The organism is Rhodococcus sp. NPDC003322 (assembly GCF_053589555.1).
Window position 1 is genome coordinate 123,078 of sequence record NZ_JBSFSC010000002.1, and the last position, 21,459, is coordinate 144,536.

Sequence of the window (21,459 nt, forward strand, 5' to 3'; positions counted from 1 at the left end):
CCCGGACCGCGTCGCCCGGACCGTCCGCCGGGGTCAGCGCCCGGGGAGCGGAGCGAGCGCGGTGTCAGTCTCCGGCGTGGGTGCGCTGGACGCGGATTTGAAACGGCGGCGCACCCACCATCCGAGCGCCACCATCGCGGCCACCCCGACCAGCAGCCAGGTTCCGCTGCCGAGCGCGGATTCGACTCGCTCGTAAGAGTTTCCGGCGAGGAAACCGAGCAGCACGTTGCCGGTCCCGAAAATCAGCGCGGCGACCGCGTTGAAGGCGAGGAATCGCCGGTAGGGCATCCCGCTGATTCCCGCCAGGGCGGGCATCACGGTGCGGAGGTAGGCGACGAATCGGCCGAAGAACACCGCCGGGCCGCCGCGACGGCGCAGTAGCTCCTGCGCACCGTCGAGCCGGCCACCGGCCAGGAACGGTATCCGCAGGATGCGGGGCCCGACCCGCCTGCCGAGTCCGAAGCCGACGGTGTCGCCGAGAATTGCAGCCACCACGACCACCGCGACCATCGCCCAGAGTTGAACGTGAGCCTGACTGGCGATCACGCCGCCGACGATGGCCGCGGTCTCCCCGGGGACCACGAATCCGACCAGCAGCGCGTCCTCGACGAACACGAATGCGCTGACGACGAGATACACGACGAGCGGTTCGAGTTCCTGAAGCCGCTCCAGCAGGGCGGTCACACCGGGCCCACCTTCGGCAGGTCGAGCAGTCCGTGGCCAACGAGGTCGAACCCGCGGCGCAGCATCTCCTCGAAGGCCGGCACCCCGTCGTCGGGCCGCCAGCCGCGGTATGCGGTGTGCACGACCGCGAGGGCGGTGTTGACCACGAGCACGATGAGCAGCGGTTCGGCGGGGATGCGGGTGCCGACCCATTCGCGGATGAACCCCCTGAACGGTTCGCTGGCCGCAAGTGCCGGCTCGAGCATCGCCTGGCACTGCTCCATCATCGCCTTGCGCAGCAGAAGCTTGGACTCGTCCCGGCAGGCGACCGCGACGAGGATCTCCCGCAGCGACTCCCACAGCGGCTCGTCGGCCGGACGGGCCGCGGCCAGTGCACGCCACCGCGCCGGATCCTCCGGATCGGGGTCGAGCAGCAGCGCCTCTTTGGAGTCGAAGTAGTTGAACAGTGTGCTCTTGGAGACGCGGGCGGCAGCGGCGATCTCCTCGACACTGACCGCGTCGAACCCGCGGGCCGTGACCAACTCGAGGGCCGCTCCCCGCAGGGCGTGCCAGGTGTCGAGCTTCTTGGTCGCACGCAGCCCGTGAGTCTGGGTCATTCTTCGAGCCTACGTCCGTATTTGCACTCGGTACAAATTTGTCCCCGGTACAAAGGCAAACAAGGGGGCGTCCGGGAATAGCGCTCCGCACCCCCGGGGTTGGGGCAGGCATGGGCAGAACAGTGGTCGCCACCGCGTTCGGCGGACCCGAGGTCCTCACTGTCGTCGACGAGCCGGTACCCGCCCCCGGGCCCGGCGAGGTGAGGGTTCGTCTTCGGGCGATCGGCGTCAACCCCTTCGACTACAAGTCGTACAGCGGCGCATTCGGCGCCGACCCCGACCGGCTGCCGATCCGGCCCGGAATCGAGGCGTCCGGTGTCGTGGAGTCCGTCGGGGCGGACGCCGTCGGCCCCACCGGACAGATAGCCGTGGGCGACGAGGTGATCGTCAACCCAGGAGCACGCGGCTACACCGAACTGATCACCGTGCCCGCCGCCGTGACCTTCGCGAAGCCGCCGAACCTGTCGTTCGAACAGGCCGCCGCACTGCTCTCCAGCGGAACCACCGCCGTCGACGCCCTGACCACCGCCCGGGTGTCCGCGGGCGAGACCGTGTTGGTCCACGGCGCGGCCGGCGCCGTCGGCGGCGCGGTCGTCCAACTGGCCCAGGCCCGCGGTGCGACCGTGATCGGCACCGCCAGCAGGGCACACCACGATCATCTGCGGGCGCAGGGCGTCGTCCCGGTCGAGTACGGCGACGGTCTGCTCGGTCGCCTCCGCGCCCTCGCACCGGACGGCGTCGACGCGGCGATCGACACCGCAGGCACCGACGAGGCGATCGACGCCTCGCTCGCCCTGGTCGCCGACCGGAGCCGGATCGTGACGATCGTGGCGTTCGACCGCGCAGAGCGGGACGGCTTCCGCGCCATCGGCGGCGGCAACCCCGACAGCGCTCGCATCCGCCGCGAGGCACGGATCGAACTGATCGCCCTCGCGGGCCGTGGCGATTTCGAGGTGACCGTCGCCAGGACCTTCCCCCTCGCCGAAGCCGCCCGCGCCCACGCCGAACTGCAGGGACACCACCCCCGCGGCAAGTTCGTCCTGGTGCCGTAGGCGCCCGGGTCGGCCGGGCGTCGGCGGTGGTCGCCATGGCGACGAAGGCCGGTCCTCACCACCGTTGACACCTAGACACTTGTATGAATAACTGTCTAGTAGGGTGACCCACGTCTCATTCGTCAGGAGCAACCATGACCGCTCGCGTGTCCGTCGTCGTCGGTGGCGCCTCGGGCATCGGGTGGGCCACTGCGCAGCTGCTGCACTTCCAGGGCGACACCGTCGTGATCGCGGACGTCGCGGAGGATGCGGCCCTCGCGTGCGCCACCGAACTCGGCGAGCACGCGAGCGGCAGGCACGTCCAGGTCACCGACGAGAGCAGCGTGCGCGCGCTGTTCGACGCCGTTCGCACCGAGCACGGCGCGGTGAATGCGGTGGTGAACTGCGCGGGCGTCTCCCACCCCGGCGCCCTGGTCGACCTCCCCCTCTACGACTGGAAGGCCACGCTGGACGTGTGCCTGACCGGCACGTTCCTCGTACTCCGGGAGGCCGCGAAGGTGATGGAGGACGGCGGCGCGATCGTGGCGATCTCCTCACCCATCGGTCACCGGCCCGGCGCGGCGACGGGTGCGAACTGCACCGCCAAGGCCGGGGTACTGAGGCTCACCCGGGTGGCCGCCCTCGAACTGGGCCCGCGTCGCATCCGCGTCAACGCGCTCTCCCCCGGCTTCGTGCACACCCCACCGGCCGCGGGCGCGACCCTGGCGCCGGAGTTCGTCGAGGACACTCCGCTCGGCCGCGTCGGCGACCCGGACGACGTCGCGCAGGCGGTCGCGTTCCTGCTCTCCGAGCAGGCCGACTGGATGACCGGCGCGACGCTCGACCTCGGCGGCGGCGCCCACCTCCCGCACCCGGACGTCCTCACTCGCGTCTCGGCCATGACCGACTGAGGCGCGGGAATACCGCTCCGCCGCGTGCGTTGAGGTACGGTGAGGTAGTTGAACAATCAACTATATGACCGGAGGAGCACACCATGCCTGCCGTGACCGTCGACAACATCCTCGCGCTGCCCCGCATCGCCGAGACCGCGCCCGACGCCAACGCGCGTCCCGTGCTGTCGGTGACCACCGCACCGCGCGGTTTCGAGGGCGAGGGGTTCCCGGTTCGTCGCGCGTTCGCCGGCGTCGACCTGAAGTATCTCGACCCGTTCATCCACATGGACCAGATGGGTGAGGTGAACTACGCGCCCGGCGAGCCGAAGGGCACCCCGTGGCACCCGCACCGCGGGTTCGAGACGGTCACCTACATGATCGACGGGACCATGGAGCACCAGGACTCCAACGGCGGTGGCGGCATCATCAGCGGCGGCGACACCCAGTGGATGACCGCCGGTGGCGGCATCCTGCACATCGAGGCCCCGCCGGAGCAACTGGTGATGACCGGCGGCCTGTTCCACGGCGTGCAGCTGTGGGTGAATCTGCCGAAGAACAACAAGATGGCCGCACCGCGCTACCAGGACATCACCGGCAACAAGGTGGCCCTGCTGTCCTCCCCGGACGGCGGCGCACTGATCCGGGTCATCGCCGGTGAGCTCGACGGCCATCGGGGTCCGGGCTCCACGTACACCCCGATCACCCTGCTGCACGCGACCATCGCCCCCGGCGCGAGCGTGACGCTGCCGTGGAACCCCGAGTTCAACGCGCTGGCCTACGTCCTCGCCGGGGACGGCACCGTGGGCACCGAGCGACGGCCGGTGCACATGGGCCAGACCACGGTCTTCGGGCGCGGCGACACGATCACGATCGCGGCGGCCGACACCCAGGACTCGCGCACCGAATCCCTGGAGGTGTTCATCCTCGGAGGCAGGCCGATCCGGGAACCCGTCGCGATGGCAGGACCGTTCGTGATGAACACCAAGGCCGAGGTCATCCAGGCGTTCGAGGACTTCCAGGCGGGCCGGCTCGGATCGATTCCCGCCGCCCACGAGACATTGGAGTGACCGTGACCGGGATCGTGGTCCAGCGTGCGCGCGACCGTGCGCACCAGAACTACGGTTGGCTGGACTCGAGTCAGAGCTTCCCCTTCGCGGGGAACTTCGACCTCGCCGCCCACGCCCACGGCCTGCTGCTGGTGAACAACGAGGACGTCGTCGACATCGGTGAGGGCTTCGACACCCACCAGCACCGGGACGCCGAGATCGTCACGTGGGTACTCAGCGGTTCGCTGGTCCACCAGGACTCCGAGGGCCACTCGGGTGTCGTGTATCCCGGTCTCGCGCAACGGATGAGCGCGGGTCGGGGCATCTTCCACTCGGAGCGCAACGACCGCGTGCGCACCGACGGGTCGCGTGCCGCCGAGCCAGTTCACCTGGTGCAAATGTGGATTCCGCCGGACGAATTCGGCATCGAACCGAGCTACCAGGAACTGCCGATCGACGACGAACTCGACGCCGGCAAACTCGTGGTCGTCGCCTCCGGGTTGCCGCGCCACCGTGACGACGCCGCAATCGGCCTGCGCAACCGCCACGCCGGATTGCACGCCGCGCGACTGCAAACCGGCCGGTCGGTGACGATCCCCGACGCGCCCTATGGGCACCTTTTCGTCGCTCGCGGCGCCGTCGACGTCGAGGGAGTCGGCCCACTCGAACACGGTGATTCCTTGCGGCTCACCGGTTCCGGCGGAAATCGGGTCACCGCGACCGAGGCGGCGGAGGTGCTGATCTGGGAGATGCACGCCGCCACCGGGTGACCCACCCGGACCGGGCCCGTCCGTGCCGTGAACGTCCGAATTCCGGCAACGTTCACGCATCGGACCGGTCACGACAGAGGGGAACATCACCACCTCTGGCTATGTTGAAGGACGAAGTTCACGTAGGAGGCATGCATGACGGCACCGACCACCCCGCACGTCGACGTCCGCCGCGCCGGCGACCGGCTCGCAACCCGGATCGCCTGGCTCGATTCGAAGCACTCCTTCTCGTTCGGCCAGCACTACGATCCGGACAACACCCATCACGGCGCGCTACTCGTCAACAACGACGACATCGTCTCCCCCGGTCAGGGCTTCGACACCCACCCGCATCGGGACATGGAGATCGTCACGTGGGTGCTGCGGGGCTCGCTGGTGCACCAGGACTCGATGGGACACACCGGAGTGATCTACCCGGGTCTGGCTCAGCGGATGAGCGCGGGCACCGGGATCCTGCACTCCGAGAAGAACGACTCGTGGCGCCTCGCCGGGTCGCCGGGCCCCGAGCATGCCGACCCGGTGCGGTTCATCCAGATGTGGGTACTGCCCGACGAGGCCGGGGTGACGCCCGGCTACGAACAGCTCGAGATCGAGGACGAACTGAGTGGCGGCGGCCTGGTCGCGGTGGCGTCGGGCATGCGCAAGCATCGCGGACAGTCCGCGATCACCATCAACAATGCGGGCGCCGCGCTGTCCGTCGCCCGGATGCGCCCCGGCGACAGCATCACGCTGCCGGAGGCGCCGTACCTGCACCTGTTCGTCGCGGAAGGTGCCGTGGACCTCGAGGGCGCCGGACGATTGTCCGAGGGCGACGCGGTCCGGTTCACCGCGACCGGTGGGCAGCGGCTCACCGCCGCCGACGAACCCGCCGAGGTGCTCGTCTGGGAGATGCACACCCGTCTCGGCGGCTGAGTGCAGCTCCGTGCCGTGATCCCGTCGGCCGGGACGGGCGGGGGCAGGCGATTCCCCGCCTGCTACGCATGACGTCATGACGACAACCGCGACCCGGCCCCGTGGCGTCGACCCCCTGAACTCGATGATGGGGGTCCGGGTGCGCTCGATGTCGCCTGCGGGCACCGACTTCGAGGGCGAGACCGGGAACCGCTTCCACGACCACCGCGGTCACTCCACACTGGCCTCGGTCGGGGTGCTGGCGGACTCGGCCGTCGCGGGGGCGTTCTTCGCGTCCGTGCCGACCGGCAGCCGGACGGTGGTCTCCCAGCTCACGGCGGTCACCGCCGCACCCCTTCCGGCCGACGGCGTCGTCACGGCGCGCGCCCGCACCGAACACCTGGACCTGGCCACCGGAACAGGACTGTCGGGAGGCCGCATCACCAGCGACGACGGCACCACCTGCGTCCAGCTGCTGGCCCGCAGCGTCGTGGTCAGCCGCCCGGCCCAGGACGACGTGCACCTCGCTCCCGGACCCACCACCACCTTCCCCGAGCCGGAACCGGCGACTGCGGCCGCCGAACTGACAGGCATCGAAGGTCGGGCAATCGTGGAGGGGATCGCCGCAGGCACGGTCTCCCGCGGACCGCTTGCCGGGCTGATCGGCCTGTCCGTCGACGCCGTCGGCGACGACACCGTCACCGCCCGCCTGGACCCGCAGCCGTGGATGAGCAACCAGGTCGGCTCGGTACAGGGCGGAATGCTGTTCGCGGCCGCGGCCCTCGCGTCGGGTCTGGCCGCCCAGACCCGCACCACACCCGGTCAGGAGCATCACCTACAGGACCTGACCATCGACTTCGTCCGCTCTCCCGCGGTCGGCGGGCCGTCGATCACGATCGAGGCGCGGGTCGTCCGGGCCGGGCGAAGGATCGTCCTGATCGAGTCGCGGCTGCTCGACCCGGACGGGCGACTCCTGGCCCGGTCCGGCTCGAGCGCGCAGCTCCGTCAGGGCGTGACGGGCAATCCCTGAACCGGGATCACGTCCGATGCAGCCGGACTCCGTTCAGGACCAGGTCCGCAAGGTGTCGCACCAGCGCCTCACCGTCGAGCACGGGGCCGGCGAGGGTGTGCATCATGACCGCGCCGCGCAGGGTGTCGAGGACGGCGGCACCGTCGACGTCGGGCCGCACCTCGCCCGCCTCGACACCGCGCGCGAACACCTCCGCGTAGCGATCCCGGATCGGCGCGATGAATTCCTCGTCCGCCCGGCGCTGCAGTTCCGGGTCGGCGACCATGTCGGCGACGAGCCCCGGTAGCCCGCGCCGATATTCGGCTCGCGACTGGTGCTCGACCATCTCCCGGATCATGGCGGTGACGGTGTCCGCGAACGACATCGACGGGTCCGGCCGCGCACCACTGGCCTGCCGGGCGAACAGAGCCTCCTGCACCAGCGCCGCCTTCGATCCCCACCACTGGTAGAGCAGGGGCCTGCCGACCCCGGCGCGGCGGGCGACGGCGGCCAGCGTCAGTGCGTCGTAGCCCTCCTCGGCGAGCAGGGACCGGGTCGCGTCGAGCACGGCCCGGTGTCGTTCCGGATCCCGGGGGCGCCCCGGGGACTTTTCGTCGTTTCCGCCCACACATTTACCTTACAAGCTGTACGTTAATTCTGTTCGGTTGCGCCGCAGAGTTTCTGGAGGGACATGCACACGATCGTCCTGGACCGGCCCACCCCCGACATCCTCGTCGCGACGTTGAATCGGCCCGAGCGCCTCAACGCGCTGAACCCCGCCCTCGTTTCCGACCTGCACACCCTGCTCGACGACGTCGCCGCGGACACCGCGTGCCGGGTACTCGTGCTGACCGGCGCGGGCCGCGGGTTCTGCTCGGGACTCGATCTGTCCGAACCCGCGACCGCGCCCGGAACGGAGACCTTGAGCCGGCCCGCCGCGGGAATGCGTACCCAGGAGTTCATCGCGTCGCTCGTCCCCCGGATCCAGCGACTGCCGCAGCCGGTCATCGCCGCGGTCAACGGCGCCGCGTACGGCGGAGGGATGGCACTCGCCGCCGCCTGTGACCTTCGGATCGCCTCCGCGACGGCGCACTTCGGCACCCAGTTCATCCGGCTCGGACTCTCCGGCTGCGACATCGGCATCAGCTATACCCTGCCGCGGATCGTCGGATCCGCCCGAGCGTCCGAGCTGATCCTGACCGCGCGCCGAGTCGACGCCACCGAAGCCGAGCGGATCGGCCTGGTCTCCCGCGTCGTGCCCGAAGCCGAGCTCCTCGACGCCGCGCTCGACCTCGCCGAAAGTCTCTGCGAGCACAGCCCGTTCGGGCTGACCATGACGAAGCAGGTACTGAACGCGAACGCGGACGCCGCCAACGTGGACGCGGCGATCGCGTTGGAGAACCGCACACAGATCCTCGCCGGGACCGGTGGCGACGAGTTCGCCGAGGCGGTCACCGCGTTCATGCAGAAGCGTCGGCCGCGCTGGTCGACCCGCCGGGATGCCCCCGGCACCCGGAACACCGAAGGAGCCCGGTAAGTGAACCGCACCAAACTCGACTCGCTCTTCGACCTCAAGGGCCGGACCGCCATCGTCACCGGCGGCACCCGCGGGATCGGCCTCTCGATCGCGGAGGCCTACTCCGTGTCCGGCGCCAACGTCGTCGTCGCGAGCCGCAAACCCGATGCCTGCACGACGGTCGCGAACCATCTGAACACGCTCGGAGGCAAGGCCATCGGCGTCGCGACCCACACCGGCGACCTCGATGCCCTGACCTCGCTGGTCGACGCCACCGTCTCCGAGTTCGGAGGTGTCGACATCGTCGTCAACAACGCGGCGAACCCGCTCACCCAACCTCTCGGCGCGTTCACCCCCGAAGCGTGGACGAAGTCGTACGAGGTGAACCTGCGCGGGCCGGTGTTCCTGGTGCAGGCGGCGCTGCCGTATCTGGAGAGGAGCGATCACGCGGCGGTGCTCAACGTGATCTCCGCGGGGGCGTTCATGTTCTCCCCATCGACGGCGATGTACTCGGCGGGCAAGGCCGCCCTGCTGTCGTACACACGGTCGATGGCGGCCGAGTACGCGAGCCGCGGCATCCGGGTCAACGCCCTGGCACCGGGCTCGGTGAACACCGACATGGTCCGGGCGAACCCGCCGGAGTTCGTCGACGCGATGGCGTCGGCCTCGCTGCAGCGGCGCATCGCGGACCCGGACGAGATGGTCGGCCCGGCGCTGCTGCTGACCTCCGACGCGGGCAGCTTCATCACCGGGCAGGTGGTCGTCGCCGACGGTGGACTGGTCGCCCACTGACGACCCTGATCCTGCCCGCTGGTAGACAAAGGGTCATGACCTCCACCGATGCCCCGCGAGTCGACCGCCTCATGGCGATGATGGGCGCCCGCCCCGGCCCCGTCGAACCCGGCCGCACCGAGCACACCCAGGAGGTCGGCCCCCGATTCCACGACCACCGCGGCCGCACCATCCTCGGGTCGGTCGGCGTGCTCGTCGACTCGGTGCCCGGCGGCGCCGTCGGGGGCCTCGTTCCGGCCGGAACGCAGACGGTGCTCTCACAGATCACCGCGACGCTGGCCGCACCGCTGCCCGATCGCGGCGCCATCGTGGCCCGCGGACACGCCGTTCACCTCGATCTCGACACCGGGATCGGCCTGTCCGCGGGCGACCTGACCGGCCCGGACGGGGAGTCCTACGCGGTGCTGACGTCGCGCTCGGTGGCCGTCAGCCGCGGCGCCACCCATGCCGAGACCGTGTTCGGCGGAGCGGCGCTGCCCGTGCCGGAGGCCGAACCGGGAACCGATCCCTCCGAGTTCGCGGACCGCACCGGGCTCGCCGTCGTCTCGGCGATCGCGGCGGGCGACATCGCGCGCGGACCCCTGGCCGGCCTCTTCGGGGTCGAGTTGACCGGCGTCGAGCACGGCCGAGTTGTCGGCGAGTTCGCGCCGCAGCCGTGGATGGCGAACTACCTCGGCACCGTGCAGGGCGGAAACCTGATCTCCGTGTCCGACCTGATGACCGGTCTCGCCGCGCAGACGCTCACCGCGGCGGGTCAGGGCTACCGCGCCCTGGACCTGCGCATCGACTTCGTCCGGTCCCCCGCGCTCGACGGCGGCCCGGTGCGGGTCCGTTCGGAGGTCGTGCGGGCCGGGCGACGCCTGGCGTTGATCGACACCGAACTCGTCGACACCTCCGGCGTCCTCCTGACGCGCACGCAGTCCAGCGTCCAACTGCTCTGACGCGCCCGGCGCCGATCCCGGCGAATCGGACGGCCCGGGGTTAGTCTGCGAAGGGTGGACGCCGAGTGGCGGCCGTGCCAGCCGAGGAGTGTCATGACGAATCAGCCGCCGAATCCCGAGGAGACGCCCGAGGGGACACCCGAGGGACAGCAGCCGCAGTACGGACCCCCCGGTTCCACGCCACCGCAGTACCCCGGCGCCCAGCCGCAATACCCCGGTCAGCCCTACCCCGGCGGCCAGCAATACCCCGGCGGCCAGCAATACCCCGGCCAGCAATACCCCGGCCAGCAATACCCCGGCCAGCAGTACCCCGGCCAGCAGTACCCCGGCCAGCAGTACCCCGGGGGCCAGTACCCCACCGGGGGCTATCCGGCGGCCGGATACCCGGCGCAGCCGCCTGCCCGGAGCAACGGCGCCGGCATCTCCGCGTTGATCCTCGGTGTCCTCGCCATCCTCGGCGTCTGGACCATCGTCGGCGGCATCGTTCTCGGTGTACTGGCGATCATCCTGGGCTTCATCGGCCGCTCGCAGTTCAAGAAGCAACGCGCCACCAACGGCGGGATGTCGCTGGCCGGCATCATTCTCGGCGCCCTGGCCGTCGTCATCGCGATCGTGTTGGTCGTGGTCGGCGTCGGCATCTTCAACAAGGTCGGCGGCCGCGACTTCGCCGACTGCATGCGCGACGCCGGCAACAACCGCGCCGCCCAGCAGCAGTGCGAGGACGAGTTCCGGCAGAACCTCGAGAACCAGTTCTCGATCACGCTGACGCCGGCGCCGCGCTGACGCACCCGTGCGTGAATTGCACCCTCACCGGAGTGACATTCACGCACTGCCCGCGGAGCCGATTCACAGCGATCTCACCGGATGAGCCCAGCCGCCTGGCAGCACGACAGGTCAGGATCGAGTCATCAACGAGATCGATCGGAGTTCAGCGTGAACAAGGATATCGAGCAGAGCCGCGCCCGGGTCAGCCGCCGGCGGGCCCTCGCCCTCGGCGGCACGGTCGGCCTGTCCGGGCTGATCGCGGCATGTGCCGGCAGCGGATCGTCGGACACCTCGACGACCTCCGCCGCGACCGCGACCACGACCGGTAGCGGGACGACCGCCGCCGGCGACGACGTGATGGCCCTGCTCGCCCAGGCCCCGCAGTGCGTGGCGAGCAAGGAGGAGACGCAGGGCCCGTACTGGTTCGACGTCGACTCGATCCGCAGCGACATCCGCGAGGACCGACCCGGCACCACATTCGAACTGGCTCTGCGCGTGCAGGATTCGGCCACCTGCACCCCGGAGGGCGGCGGCGGGATCGCAAACGCCGTCGTCGAGATCTGGCACTGCGACGCGGGCGGGGTGTACTCCGGCTTCGAGTCGGGCTCGCTCGGCGCCAACAGCGCGACTCCGCCCGCCGGAGGCGGGTTCGGCTCGATGGGCACGCCGCCGTCCGGCGAACCCCCGCAGGGCGGGATGCCGATGGGCACGCCGCCGTCCGGCACACCCCCGCAGGGCGGGATGCCGATGGGCTCGCCACCGGAGGGCGGTATGGGCGGAGGTATGGGCGGAGGCATGGAAGGTTCCGGCGAACCGGCGGACGGCTCCTACGCCGTCGGCGACACCCAGGCCGTCACCACCGACGACGGCACCTACCTGCGCGGCGCGCAGACCACCGATTCGAACGGCGTCGCGACGTTCACGACGATCTTCCCCGGCTGGTACATGAGCCGGACCACGCACATCCACATGAAGGTCCACGTCAACAAGGAGACGGTGCTGACCACGCAGCTGTTCTTCGAGGAGGACCTGCTCGACGAGATCTACGCGACCAGCCCGTACAACGAGCACACCGGCCGCGAGAACAACGTCACCAACGCCACCGACAGCATCTTCGACGAGTCGGGCATGGTGACCGTCGTCAAGACCGCGGACGGCTACCTCGGCGCCGTCAACATCGGCGTGTAGGCGCCTGCGTGCTCGTGCGTGGTTGCGAGTCCTCGGTACCCGTGAACCACGCACGAGCCGCGGAGCGGCCATGATGGAGAGCATGACGCGCTCCGGAATCGACCTCACCCACCTCGACACGGGCACCCGCGCCCAGGACGACCTGTTCGTCCACGTCAACGGCCAGTGGCTGGACAACTACGAGATACCCGCGGACCGAGCCGTCGACGGCGCCTTCCGCACCCTCTACGACCAGGCCGAGATCGATGTGCGGGCGATCATCGACGAGGCCGCCGACGGTGGCGGCGAGAACGGCACCGACACCCAGCGCATCGGTGACCTGTACCGGTCGTTCATGGATGCCGAGGCCGTCGAGCGGGCCGGGCTGGACCCGATCGCCGACGAACTCGCGGCCGTCGACGCCGTCTCGGACCTGTCCGCGCTGGCGGGCCTGCTGGGTCGCCTGCAGCGCACCGGGGTCGGCGGGGCGATCGGCAACTACGTCGACACCGACGCCAAGAACTCGGCGCGGTACCTCGTCCACCTGACCCAGTCCGGGATCGGCCTGCCCGACGAGTCGTACTACCGCGAGGACTCGTACGCCGAGATCCGCGACGCCTACGTGCGGCACGTCGAGGCCATGCTCGCCCTGGCCGGCCGCCCCGACCCGGCAGGCGCCGCCCGACGCATCCTCGACCTGGAGACGGCCATCGCCGCAGGCCACTGGGACGTCGTCAAGCGGCGTGACGCCGAGCTGAGCTACAACCTCGTCACCCTCGCCGACCTGAGCGAACAGAACCCCGGGTTCGACTGGAACGCATGGGTTTCCGCGCTCGGCGGCACCCCGGAGACGTTCGCGGAACTGGTGGTCCGCCAGCCGAGCTTCCTGACGTCGCTGACCGAGCTGTGGACCGGACGTTCCCTCGACGACTGGAAGACCTGGGCGGCCTGGAAGGTGATCCACTCCCGCGCGCCGTATCTGACCGAGGCACTGGTCGCGGAGGACTTCGCGTTCTACGGCAAGACCTTGTCCGGCACCGAGGAGAACCGGGAACGCTGGAAGCGTGGCGTCTCCCTCGTACAGGATCTGCTCGGGGAGTCGGTCGGCAAGCTGTACGTCGACCGGCACTTCCCGCCGGCTGCGAAGGCGCGGATGCAGGAACTGGTCGCGAACCTGCAGGAGGCGTACCGCCGCAACATCTCCGAGCTCGAATGGATGGGCCCGGACACCCGCGCCGCGGCCCTGGCCAAGCTGGAGAAGTTCACCCCGAAGATCGGCTACCCCGACAAGTGGCGGGACTACTCGACGCTGGAGATCGACGGCACCGACCTGGTCGGGAACTTCCGGCGCGGGTACGCGCACGAACACGACCGGGACCTCGCCAAGCTCGGCGGTCCGGTGGACCGCGACGAGTGGTTCATGACGCCGCAGACCGTCAACGCCTACTACAACCCGGGGATGAACGAGATCGTCTTCCCCGCAGCGATTCTGCAGCCGCCGTTCTTCGACGCCGAGGCCGACGACGCCGCCAACTACGGCGGCATCGGTGCGGTGATCGGGCACGAGATCGGACACGGGTTCGACGATCAGGGCGCCAAGTACGACGGCGACGGCAACATGATCGACTGGTGGACCGACGACGACCGCACCGAGTTCGGCAAGCGCACCAAGGCGTTGATCGAGCAGTACAACGCGTTCGAGCCGAAGGCGCTGCCCGGACACACCGTCAACGGCGAGTTCACGATCGGTGAGAACATCGGCGACCTCGGCGGGCTGTCGATCGCGTTGGAGGCGTACAAGATCGCGCTCGACGGCAGCGAGGCCCCGGAGCTCGACGGACTGTCCGGACTGCAGCGGGTGTTCTTCGGGTGGGCACAGGTGTGGCGCACCAAGGCCCGCGACGAGGAGGCGATCCGTCGCCTCGCCGTGGACCCGCACTCGCCGCCGGAGTTCCGCTGCAACGGCGTCGTCCGCAACCTGGACACGTTCCACGAGGCGTTCGACGTCAACCCGGGCGACGCGCTGTACCTGGAGCCGGACCGGCGCGTGAAGATCTGGTGACGTCCCGCGCGGGCTACGAGCGGGACGCCTTCACCCGCTCGTAGTCGGCGCGGTTCTGCTTCTCGTAGCCGACGGCGTACTCGACGATCGCCTCCTCGAAGGGCGTCCCCGATCCCAGATAGCCGGCGATGGCGACCGGGTCACCGGTGCGCGCGTGCGCCTTGACCAACGCGACCGCACACAGCCGGGCGTAGACCCGCATCCCCGCGGGCCGCATCGTGGCGATGTCGAATCCGCCCTTCTTGTCCCGCAACTGACGCACGTAGAAGTTCCGCCCCAACGGCCCGCTGCCGGTGAACCAGCCGAGGAACGGGTCGGAAGCACTTTGCATCAGGCGCTGTCCCTCCACCACCCGCTGGCCCTGGTCGACGTAGTCGTACCCCTGCACGTACGGCGCAAGCACGGACCGCTGCGCCTCCTTGAGCTGCAGGAAGAGCGGATCGCCCATGGTGTCGCCGACGAACAGCGCCATCATGGACATCGTGCCCACGGAGCCGACACCGACGACCTTGCGCGCGATGTCCTGGAAGCGGTACCGCGTGACGAGCTGGCGACGGTCGGGCGCGAGCGTCGAAAGGTAGTCGGCGTAGGCGTCGGTCAGCATGCGCGTCGCCTCGACGTGACGTTCGTAGGGCAGCCGGACGATCAGCGGCGGGTCCTCCTTGATCCGCAGCCCGAGCTCGGTCTGATACGCGAACTTCTTCAGCGCACCCAACTGGGTGCGGCGCTCGGCCTTGGCGAGTGCCGCCTCGGCGACCCCGACCTGGGCCTTCTTGAACTCGCCCCGGACCTGGTCGATGACCGCCTCCACCTCGATGCGCGCGTACCAGATGTCGAGGGCGGTCATCCCCGCCGCGCGCCGCATCAGCTCGCAGTAGCTGGCGACCGCGGACAGCGCGGCGGAGCGGGCGTCGTCGGCGGTGAAGCCGTTGTCGATCGCCGCGACCACGAGCGAGGCGGCCAGCCTCTTGAGGTCCCACTCGAACGGAGCGCGATGAACCTCGTCGAAGTCGTTGACATCGAACACGAGTCGGCGGTCGGGCGCGGCGAACAGTCCGAAATTCGCCAGGTGCGCATCACCACACGCCTCGACCATCAGATCGGTGCGTGGCCCGTGCGCGAGGTCCCACGCCATGATCGCCGCAGTCCCGCGCAGAAAGGTGAACGGGGAGACCAGCATCCGCTCGTAGCGCAGCGGAACGAGTTCGGGAACCCGCAGTGCGTTCTGCTGTTCGAGGACCACGACGGGGTCGGGCCGACTCGCAGCAGGCTCCCACTGCGCGTGCGAGGTGCGTGGCACGGTCGTCCGCAGGGATTTTCCCGCCCTGCGACGCTCGTCCGCGGGTAACGGCTGGTTGGGTGCGACGCCTGCCATCGCCCGAGACTACCGTCGCGACAGCGCCCGCGCAGCGCGTCCGACGGCGGTGTCCTCAGCCGGCCAGCGCGGCGTCGGGGGCGATCCGCAGTGCGGCGACGAGCTCGCGGTAGAGCTCGTCGGACGCCATCAGCTCGGCATGGGTGCCCCGCGCCCGGATCCGGCCCTGCTCCATGACCAGGATGGTGTCCGCGTCGATGACCGTGGACAGCCGGTGCGCGATGGTCACCACCGCGCCGGTGCGGGCGAGTTCGGCGATGACGTCCTGGATCGCGGCCTCCGTTCGGCCGTCGATCTGCGCGGTGGCCTCGTCGAGCAGCAGCACCTCCGGACGCCGAACGATGGCCCGCGCCACCGCGATCCGCTGTCGCTGGCCGCCCGAGATGCTGGTGGCGGTCAGGTCGGTGTCGAGGCCGTGTTCCATCGCGCGCACCGTCTCTTCGAGGTGCACGGCGCGCAGCGCCGCCCAGACCTCGTCCTCGGTGGCCTCCGGGTAGGTGAACTGCACGTTGGACCGCACGGTCCCCGGCACGATCGGCGTCTCCTGCTCGACGTAGGCCAGCCGGGACCTGACCTGCTCGAACTGCAGCTGGGAGTACGGGACTCCGTCGAGCAGGACCTCCCCCTGCTCGGGCTGCAGAAAGCGCAGCAGCACGGAGAACAGCGTCGTCTTGCCCGCACCCGACGGCCCGACAATCGCGGTGTGCCCGCGGGCAGGGATCGCCGCACTGATCTCCTGAAGGGACGGCGCGGCACCCGGCGCGTATCGAGCGGACACGTCGACCAGTTCGAGCACCGGGACATCGGGAATCGCGACCGGTCGGAGCTCGACCACCTCACGCGGGGACCGAGGCTCCTCGATCTCCATCTCTTGCACCTCCCGGATCCGGGAGGCCGCGACGATGCCGGACTGGATCATCGCGAAGTTCGTCGCGAGCTGAGACACCGGTGGAATGGCCGTGAATGCGTAGAGCAGGAAGGCGATCAGGCTCGAGACCGCCAGCGCCCCGACGCTCACACGCCACGCGCCGAACGCGAGGACCCCGGCGATGGCGAGCTGCATTCCGCCGCTCACGACCATCCACACCACCGCCGCGGCTCGGGCCGCCCTGACGCTGTGTCGCTGGGAGTCGCGGGCATCGACGATGATCCGCTCGGCCTCGCGGGACTCCGCGCGGGACGCCTTGACCGTGCGGATCGCGCGTAACGCCCCCTCGAGTCCTCCGCCCATCCGACCGACCGATTCCTGCGCGAGGCGCTGCGACTTGCCGATCATCGGCATGAGTCCCGCGGCAGCGATCCCGACCAGGACCAGCGCACCGAGCATCGTGCCGAGCAGCACCGGGTCGAGGATCGCCATGAGAACGAGGGTTCCGACGATCGAGACGGCACTGGTGACGAGTTCGACCAGCGCCGAGGACACCGAATCCCGCAGCAACACCGTGTCCGAGGTGACCCGGGTGACCAGCTCTCCCGACGGGCGCCGCGTCACGCTCGCGATGGTGGCCCGAAAGTAGTTGCGCACCATCGACTCACGCGCGTCGAACACGACCTGGGCGGCAAGGGCCCCCATCACGTTGTGGTAGACGAAACCGAGGGTGCCGGAGCAGATGAGCAGCACCGTCAGCACGATCACCGGATTGCGGATGGAGTCGCCGGTCCCGAGGGCGTCGAGGATGACCTTGACCACCATCGGGAGCGCGAGGCCCGCAGCCGTGAAGGTCAGACCCACCGCGAGGCCGAGGTAGAGCACTCGGCGGTGCGGTCGAATGAAGGACCAGAGCAGACGGACGTTCGGCCAGGAGGCCTGCGCGGGTGAGTCAGCCATGCCCGTATTGGTACATGCATGTCCCATTCTTGTCAACGAATGTTCCCTTTCGGAATTTCACACTGTTAACGTGAACCCATGACGACCGAGGAAGCCACCGAATCGGGCACCAAAGCCCGCACACGCCGAGCCATCCTCGACGCTGCGGTCGAGGTGCTGAGCAAGAACGCGGGAGCACCGCTGAGCGAGGTCGCCACCGCCGCCGATGTGGGACGCAGCACCCTGCACCGGTACTACCCCGAGCGGGGCGACCTCGTCGCCGCGCTCGGCGGACACGCTCTCGACAAGCTGGACGCCGCCCTGGTCCGGGCGCGCCCCACCGAGGGACCGGCCGACGAGGCGATCCGCCGAATGAGCCACGAGTGCTTCGAGATCGGGCCGACGCTCTCACTGGTCTACGGCGACGTCCAGGTGTTCTCCAACGAGGCGTTCTGGGTGCGCCTCGACCGCACCGACGAACCGCTGCTCGATCTGCTCGAGCGCGGGATCGCCGAGGGCACCTTCACCGCGACCCTCAAGGTCCGGTGGATCCGGCGCATGCTGTGGTGGTGCCTGCTCACCGGCTGGGAGGCATTCGCCCACGAGGGGTACTCACGGACCGAGGCCCTCGAAGCCATCGACGAGACGGTCGCCCGTCTCACCGGCACGATATAGGCGTTGACGCGCCTGTGTGCGCGCCTGGTGGCCCGAGCCGACAGACGCGCACACAGGTGGCGAAGCCGCCTCAGAGGTTCCAGTCGCCGAGGCCGTCGCGGCCGTCGAGGGTGCCGCCGGCGGTGTTCACCACGATCACCGGGTCACCCTTGCCCGCGTTCTCGAAGAACCACTTGCCGTCCTCGGTGCTCACGTTCAGGCATCCGTGGCTGACGTTGCTGTAGCCCTGCTGGTTCACCGACCACGGCGCGGCATGCACGAAGATGCCGCTGTAAGAGATGCGAGTGGCGTACTCGACGTACGTGCGGTAGCCCTCCGGCGAGTCGATCGGCACGCCGTACGTGGACGAGTCCATGTACATGTCACGATGCTTCTCACCCACGATGTAGGTGCCGTTCGGTGTCTCGTGGCCCGGCTTGCCCAGTGACGTCGGCATCGTCTTGACCACCTCGCCGTTCCGGGTGACGGTGATCTGCTTGGTGGCGTCGTCGGCGGTCGTCACCAGCGCGTCCCCGATCCGGAACGCGGAGCGGGATCCGCCGGCCTCGACGACGACCTCGGTGTGCGCGGGCCAGAACTGACTCGGCCGCCAACGCACCTGACGGTCGCTGGTCCAGTAGAAGTGACCGTCCTCCACCTTCGGAGTGGTGCTGATCCGGATGGCGCGCTCGGCGACGGCCCGGTCCCCGATCGCCTCGTTGAACGAGATGATGATCGGCTGCGCGACCCCGACGACCTCGCCCTCGGACGGATTCAGGCGGGGCGCGGAAAAGTTCGCCGGACCGATCGACGGCACGGCCTGTACGGGCACGGGCAGACCGGGAATCTGGGGCAGCGCGACACCCGGGAGCTGCGGCAGCTCGAACGTGGGGACCTCCGGGCCGCCCGGGAACAGCGGCGCCGCCTGCGCCGGCGCGACCACCGCAGCACCGAGCGCCGTCGCACCCGCGAGTGCCACCGCGATCCGCCGCGACCAGCGAGCCCCAGCGACGTTCCGTCCGTTCGAGCGCGTACCCATTCCGTCCCCATCACATCGACCAACCAAGTGCAGCCCGACACCCCCATGGTCGAGCGCAACAATTAACACACGATTCGCCGGAATTTCGCGAATCGCGTTTCCGTTGCCCGACGCCGAAGTCACCACTCGGGCAGTTGGATGAACCCGTCCTGCAGCGCCCGGGCGAACGGGGCAGCCTTCGTCGATGCGGACCGGCCGACCTTCGACTACTTGTTCCGGATCCTCGCCAGATGGGTGTCGAGCGTCCCGACAGAGATGTAGAGCGCTTCGGACGCGACCGATTTCGGGTCCGACCGGAATCACTCGACCAGGACTTCCACCTCCCGGACGGTCAACGCGGGGCGTGTCGGTTCCGGCGCCGGTCCGGGCGTGCGCGTGTCCGGTGTCATCTGATGTGTCCCCCTCGGCTTCCGGTACCGGACCGCCGTCCCCTTCGGCAGCCCCGCGTCCATCCTGTCGCCCTCCGGTGTGTTCAGCATCACCGCAGCAACAATCCGCGAGGAGGCGACGCACCGGCACATCGGCCGTTTCGAACCCTCCGAGACGTTGCTCGGGAGGGTGGAGGGCGGCCCGGTCACCAGCCGACCGGGCACCGCCCCGGGGGAGCCTGGGTCAGGGGCGGGCCACCAGGCCCTGAGCGACGGCACCGAGGCGGGCGAGCCGCAGGTCGCCGAGCGCGGTGACGGCGTTGCCCATCCGGTTCGTGACGTAACCGAGCGAGAGGCCGGTCTCGGGATCCGCGTAGGCGCCGGAACCGCCGACCCCGTAGTGCCCGAACGCATGCTTCGGCTGCGCGCGCTTCGCGAGGAAGACGGGGTGGTAGCCGAGCCTCCAGTGGATCGGGGCGCGCAGCACGTAGTCCCGCCGGCGGGTCTGCACGGCTCCCATCCGCTCCAGCGTGTCCGTCTGCAGGAACCGGCGGCCGTCGATCATCCCGTTGTTCGCGATCGCGCCGTACATCTTCGCCAGGGCGCGGGCCGTGAAAACCCCGTTCCAGCCCGGCATCACCGCATCGTGCACCGCCGGGTCACGGACCAGCTGGTCGAACCCGTCGGGCATCGCGGCCTCGGCGAGCCCGCTCAGCGGCGCCACCCGCGACAGCACCGACGACGTCAGTTCCCACGGCATGCCGCCGGGGTTGATGTGCGGGAACAGTTTCGCGATCCGGTGCCGCTGATCCTGCGGCACCCGGTACCAGAACTCGTCGACTCCGAGCGGTCTCGCGATCTCGTCGCGCACCACGTCGACGAAGTCGCGGCCGGTCACGCGCGCGACGGTCTCGGCGACCAGCCACCCGAAGGTGACGGCGTGATAGCCGGGACCGTCGAAGCGACGCGGATCGGGCGCCTCGGCGGCGAGCGCGGCGACCACCGCGTCGTAGTCGAGCAGTGTCCGCCTTCCCTGCACCAGGCCCCTGACCTTGTGCAGTCCGGCGCGGTGGGTGAGCATGTCCCGCACCGTGATCCGGTCCTTGCCCGCGGCCGCGAACTCCGGCCAGTAGGTGGCGACCGGCTCGTCGTAGTCGAGCAGACCCCGCTCGGCGAGCCTGTGCGCGACCGTGCTCGCGACACCCTTGCCTGTGGAGAAGGACAGCGCGACCGTGTCCCGATTCCACCGGCGGTCCCGATCGGCCCACCCGGCCCAGACGTCGAGAACGAGGTCGCCGTCGAGGTACGCGGACAGTGCGCCACCACCGTGCTGCGGGCTGCGGTAGAGCGCGAAGAAGGCGTCGGCCAACGGCAGGAACCGGGGGTCGACGTACATCTGCGTCGGAGCCCGGCCGGCGTCCTCGAGCGAATGCACGCGTGCCACCCGTTCGCTCATCAGACGACGCCGGCGCGTTTGGCCGCAGAGCGCACCTGGAACGCGCCGACGATGAACAGCACACCGAAGACGATCGCGAAGATCCCGACCAGCCACATCAGCCCGGTGATGCCGGAGCCCGGCCAGATCACCAGGAACAGGCCGAACAGCAGCGCGATCACGCCCGCAACCATGGATCCGAGCCACTGTCCGCCGTTGGCCATCACCTGGAACGCCCCGATGATCTCGAGGACGCCGACGAGGATGGCCCAGAAGCCCATCAGGTAGGCGAACGCCAGCGCAGTCAGGTCCGGCCACACGAACAGGACGACACCGGCGACCACCGAGACCAACGCACCCGCCAGCCACCACACCCAGCTCAGCACGACCTTGCGGGCCTGGATCGCACGGATCGCGGACACGATGCCGTCGACGATCCAGAAGATGCCGACCACGACGATCAGCACCTTGACGGTGGCGTGCGGCCAGACAAGGGCGACGATGCCGAACGCGATCGCGACGACACCACGGACGAGAAGCACCCACCACACGTCCTTCGCAATGCGCAGGATGGCCTCGTTGGTGCCGACGGTCGGACTTTCAGTCATCGCAACCTCC

General features: G+C 69.6%; 21 protein-coding genes. 13 read left to right on the top strand and 8 right to left on the bottom strand.

Annotated elements, in window-relative coordinates:
• Positions 1-33 precede the first annotated feature (33 nt).
• Both ACWDUM_RS06960 and ACWDUM_RS06965 read right to left on the bottom strand, forming a co-directional pair.
• Positions 34-684 carry a DedA family protein gene (locus ACWDUM_RS06960; protein WP_450111946.1) on the bottom strand — a complete coding sequence of 217 codons (651 nt, stop codon included), beginning with the start codon at positions 682-684 and terminating at the stop codon, positions 34-36.
• The gene (locus ACWDUM_RS06965; protein ID WP_450111945.1) at positions 681-1,280 is read right to left on the bottom strand and encodes a TetR/AcrR family transcriptional regulator; all 600 of its coding nucleotides are present in this window, start codon (positions 1,278-1,280) and stop codon (positions 681-683) included. Before ACWDUM_RS06965 ends, ACWDUM_RS06960 begins: the two co-directional genes overlap by 4 nt.
• A gap of 110 nt (positions 1,281-1,390) precedes the next feature.
• Here ACWDUM_RS06965 and ACWDUM_RS06970 point away from each other — a divergent pair, with 110 nt between their 5' ends.
• The 6 genes from ACWDUM_RS06970 (at position 1,391) to ACWDUM_RS06995 (ending at position 6,941) form a co-directional block, all read left to right on the top strand.
• Positions 1,391-2,332: an NADP-dependent oxidoreductase gene (locus ACWDUM_RS06970; RefSeq protein ID WP_450133408.1), complete on the top strand. Its 942-nt coding sequence runs from the start codon at positions 1,391-1,393 to the stop codon at positions 2,330-2,332.
• A 134-nt stretch (positions 2,333-2,466) separates the two neighbouring features.
• Positions 2,467-3,222 carry an SDR family NAD(P)-dependent oxidoreductase gene (locus ACWDUM_RS06975; protein ID WP_450133409.1) on the top strand — a complete coding sequence of 252 codons (756 nt, stop codon included), beginning with the start codon at positions 2,467-2,469 and terminating at the stop codon, positions 3,220-3,222.
• 83 nt (positions 3,223-3,305) lie between these two features.
• Complete coding sequence (locus tag ACWDUM_RS06980; protein WP_450111942.1) at positions 3,306-4,271, top strand: pirin family protein; 966 nt, start codon at positions 3,306-3,308, stop codon at positions 4,269-4,271.
• 2 nt (positions 4,272-4,273) lie between these two features.
• Complete coding sequence (locus tag ACWDUM_RS06985) at positions 4,274-5,020, top strand: pirin family protein (protein ID WP_450111941.1); 747 nt, start codon at positions 4,274-4,276, stop codon at positions 5,018-5,020.
• A gap of 135 nt (positions 5,021-5,155) precedes the next feature.
• The gene (locus ACWDUM_RS06990) at positions 5,156-5,932 is read left to right on the top strand and encodes a pirin family protein (protein WP_450111940.1); all 777 of its coding nucleotides are present in this window, start codon (positions 5,156-5,158) and stop codon (positions 5,930-5,932) included.
• 76 nt (positions 5,933-6,008) lie between these two features.
• Positions 6,009-6,941, top strand: coding sequence for a hotdog fold thioesterase (locus tag ACWDUM_RS06995; RefSeq protein WP_450133410.1), 933 nt, complete (start codon positions 6,009-6,011; stop codon positions 6,939-6,941).
• A gap of 7 nt (positions 6,942-6,948) precedes the next feature.
• On the opposite strand, the gene ACWDUM_RS07000 is transcribed toward ACWDUM_RS06995, so the two are convergent.
• Positions 6,949-7,488: a TetR/AcrR family transcriptional regulator gene (locus ACWDUM_RS07000; protein WP_450133411.1), complete on the bottom strand. Its 540-nt coding sequence runs from the start codon at positions 7,486-7,488 to the stop codon at positions 6,949-6,951.
• A 123-nt stretch (positions 7,489-7,611) separates the two neighbouring features.
• Between ACWDUM_RS07000 and ACWDUM_RS07005 the strand changes: the two genes are divergently transcribed.
• The 6 genes from ACWDUM_RS07005 (at position 7,612) to ACWDUM_RS07030 (ending at position 14,163) form a co-directional block, all read left to right on the top strand.
• Complete coding sequence (locus ACWDUM_RS07005; protein WP_450133412.1) at positions 7,612-8,457, top strand: enoyl-CoA hydratase/isomerase family protein; 846 nt, start codon at positions 7,612-7,614, stop codon at positions 8,455-8,457.
• Positions 8,458-9,228: an SDR family NAD(P)-dependent oxidoreductase gene (locus tag ACWDUM_RS07010; protein ID WP_450133413.1), complete on the top strand. Its 771-nt coding sequence runs from the start codon at positions 8,458-8,460 to the stop codon at positions 9,226-9,228. It abuts the gene before it with no gap.
• 35 nt (positions 9,229-9,263) lie between these two features.
• On the top strand, positions 9,264-10,169 hold the full coding sequence (locus tag ACWDUM_RS07015; protein WP_450133414.1) for a PaaI family thioesterase: 906 nt from the start codon (positions 9,264-9,266) through the stop codon (positions 10,167-10,169).
• A gap of 93 nt (positions 10,170-10,262) precedes the next feature.
• Positions 10,263-10,952: a DUF4190 domain-containing protein gene (locus tag ACWDUM_RS07020; protein ID WP_450133415.1), complete on the top strand. Its 690-nt coding sequence runs from the start codon at positions 10,263-10,265 to the stop codon at positions 10,950-10,952.
• 150 nt (positions 10,953-11,102) lie between these two features.
• Positions 11,103-12,122: a protocatechuate dioxygenase gene (locus tag ACWDUM_RS07025; RefSeq protein ID WP_450133416.1), complete on the top strand. Its 1,020-nt coding sequence runs from the start codon at positions 11,103-11,105 to the stop codon at positions 12,120-12,122.
• 73 nt (positions 12,123-12,195) lie between these two features.
• Positions 12,196-14,163 carry a M13 family metallopeptidase gene (locus ACWDUM_RS07030; RefSeq protein ID WP_450112053.1) on the top strand — a complete coding sequence of 656 codons (1,968 nt, stop codon included), beginning with the start codon at positions 12,196-12,198 and terminating at the stop codon, positions 14,161-14,163.
• A 13-nt stretch (positions 14,164-14,176) separates the two neighbouring features.
• Here the strand turns inward: ACWDUM_RS07030 and ACWDUM_RS07035 are convergent, their stop codons facing one another.
• Positions 14,177-15,538 (bottom strand): DUF2252 domain-containing protein, encoded by a 1,362-nt coding sequence (locus tag ACWDUM_RS07035; RefSeq protein WP_450111932.1) that lies wholly within the window; start codon positions 15,536-15,538, stop codon positions 14,177-14,179.
• 55 nt (positions 15,539-15,593) lie between these two features.
• The gene (locus ACWDUM_RS07040; RefSeq protein WP_450133417.1) at positions 15,594-17,366 is read right to left on the bottom strand and encodes an ABC transporter ATP-binding protein; all 1,773 of its coding nucleotides are present in this window, start codon (positions 17,364-17,366) and stop codon (positions 15,594-15,596) included.
• 78 nt (positions 17,367-17,444) lie between these two features.
• On the opposite strand from ACWDUM_RS07040, the gene ACWDUM_RS07045 reads away from it, so the two are divergent.
• Positions 17,445-18,020: a TetR/AcrR family transcriptional regulator gene (locus tag ACWDUM_RS07045; protein WP_450111930.1), complete on the top strand. Its 576-nt coding sequence runs from the start codon at positions 17,445-17,447 to the stop codon at positions 18,018-18,020.
• Positions 18,021-18,090: 70 nt separating this feature from the next.
• Here ACWDUM_RS07045 and ACWDUM_RS07050 read toward each other — a convergent pair whose 3' ends face one another.
• From ACWDUM_RS07050 to ACWDUM_RS07060, 3 genes are all read right to left on the bottom strand, one after another.
• Positions 18,091-19,038 (bottom strand): L,D-transpeptidase, encoded by a 948-nt coding sequence (locus ACWDUM_RS07050; protein WP_450133418.1) that lies wholly within the window; start codon positions 19,036-19,038, stop codon positions 18,091-18,093.
• 612 nt (positions 19,039-19,650) lie between these two features.
• Positions 19,651-20,862, bottom strand: a complete 1,212-nt coding sequence (locus tag ACWDUM_RS07055) for a serine hydrolase domain-containing protein (RefSeq protein WP_450133419.1) — start codon at positions 20,860-20,862, stop codon at positions 19,651-19,653.
• Positions 20,862-21,449 carry an HdeD family acid-resistance protein gene (locus ACWDUM_RS07060; protein ID WP_450111927.1) on the bottom strand — a complete coding sequence of 196 codons (588 nt, stop codon included), beginning with the start codon at positions 21,447-21,449 and terminating at the stop codon, positions 20,862-20,864. Before ACWDUM_RS07060 ends, ACWDUM_RS07055 begins: the two co-directional genes overlap by 1 nt.
• Positions 21,450-21,459 lie beyond the last annotated feature (10 nt).

What these genes read in the sequence shown, in the direction of transcription:
- ACWDUM_RS06965 (WP_450111945.1), bottom strand. Translation starts at nt 1,280, where the DNA reads ATGACCCAGACTCACGGGCTGCGTGCGACCAAGAAGCTCGACACCTGG.
- ACWDUM_RS06970 (WP_450133408.1), top strand. Translation starts at nt 1,391, where the DNA reads ATGGGCAGAACAGTGGTCGCCACCGCGTTCGGCGGACCCGAGGTCCTC.
- ACWDUM_RS06975 (WP_450133409.1), top strand. Translation starts at nt 2,467, where the DNA reads ATGACCGCTCGCGTGTCCGTCGTCGTCGGTGGCGCCTCGGGCATCGGG.
- ACWDUM_RS06980 (WP_450111942.1), top strand. Translation starts at nt 3,306, where the DNA reads ATGCCTGCCGTGACCGTCGACAACATCCTCGCGCTGCCCCGCATCGCC.
- ACWDUM_RS06990 (WP_450111940.1), top strand. Translation starts at nt 5,156, where the DNA reads ATGACGGCACCGACCACCCCGCACGTCGACGTCCGCCGCGCCGGCGAC.
- ACWDUM_RS06995 (WP_450133410.1), top strand. Translation starts at nt 6,009, where the DNA reads ATGACGACAACCGCGACCCGGCCCCGTGGCGTCGACCCCCTGAACTCG.
- ACWDUM_RS07005 (WP_450133412.1), top strand. Translation starts at nt 7,612, where the DNA reads ATGCACACGATCGTCCTGGACCGGCCCACCCCCGACATCCTCGTCGCG.
- ACWDUM_RS07015 (WP_450133414.1), top strand. Translation starts at nt 9,264, where the DNA reads ATGACCTCCACCGATGCCCCGCGAGTCGACCGCCTCATGGCGATGATG.
- ACWDUM_RS07020 (WP_450133415.1), top strand. Translation starts at nt 10,263, where the DNA reads ATGACGAATCAGCCGCCGAATCCCGAGGAGACGCCCGAGGGGACACCC.
- ACWDUM_RS07030 (WP_450112053.1), top strand. Translation starts at nt 12,196, where the DNA reads ATGGAGAGCATGACGCGCTCCGGAATCGACCTCACCCACCTCGACACG.
- ACWDUM_RS07035 (WP_450111932.1), bottom strand. Translation starts at nt 15,538, where the DNA reads ATGGCAGGCGTCGCACCCAACCAGCCGTTACCCGCGGACGAGCGTCGC.
- ACWDUM_RS07040 (WP_450133417.1), bottom strand. Translation starts at nt 17,366, where the DNA reads ATGGCTGACTCACCCGCGCAGGCCTCCTGGCCGAACGTCCGTCTGCTC.
- ACWDUM_RS07045 (WP_450111930.1), top strand. Translation starts at nt 17,445, where the DNA reads ATGACGACCGAGGAAGCCACCGAATCGGGCACCAAAGCCCGCACACGC.
- ACWDUM_RS07050 (WP_450133418.1), bottom strand. Translation starts at nt 19,038, where the DNA reads ATGGGTACGCGCTCGAACGGACGGAACGTCGCTGGGGCTCGCTGGTCG.
- ACWDUM_RS07055 (WP_450133419.1), bottom strand. Translation starts at nt 20,862, where the DNA reads ATGAGCGAACGGGTGGCACGCGTGCATTCGCTCGAGGACGCCGGCCGG.
- ACWDUM_RS07060 (WP_450111927.1), bottom strand. Translation starts at nt 21,449, where the DNA reads ATGACTGAAAGTCCGACCGTCGGCACCAACGAGGCCATCCTGCGCATT.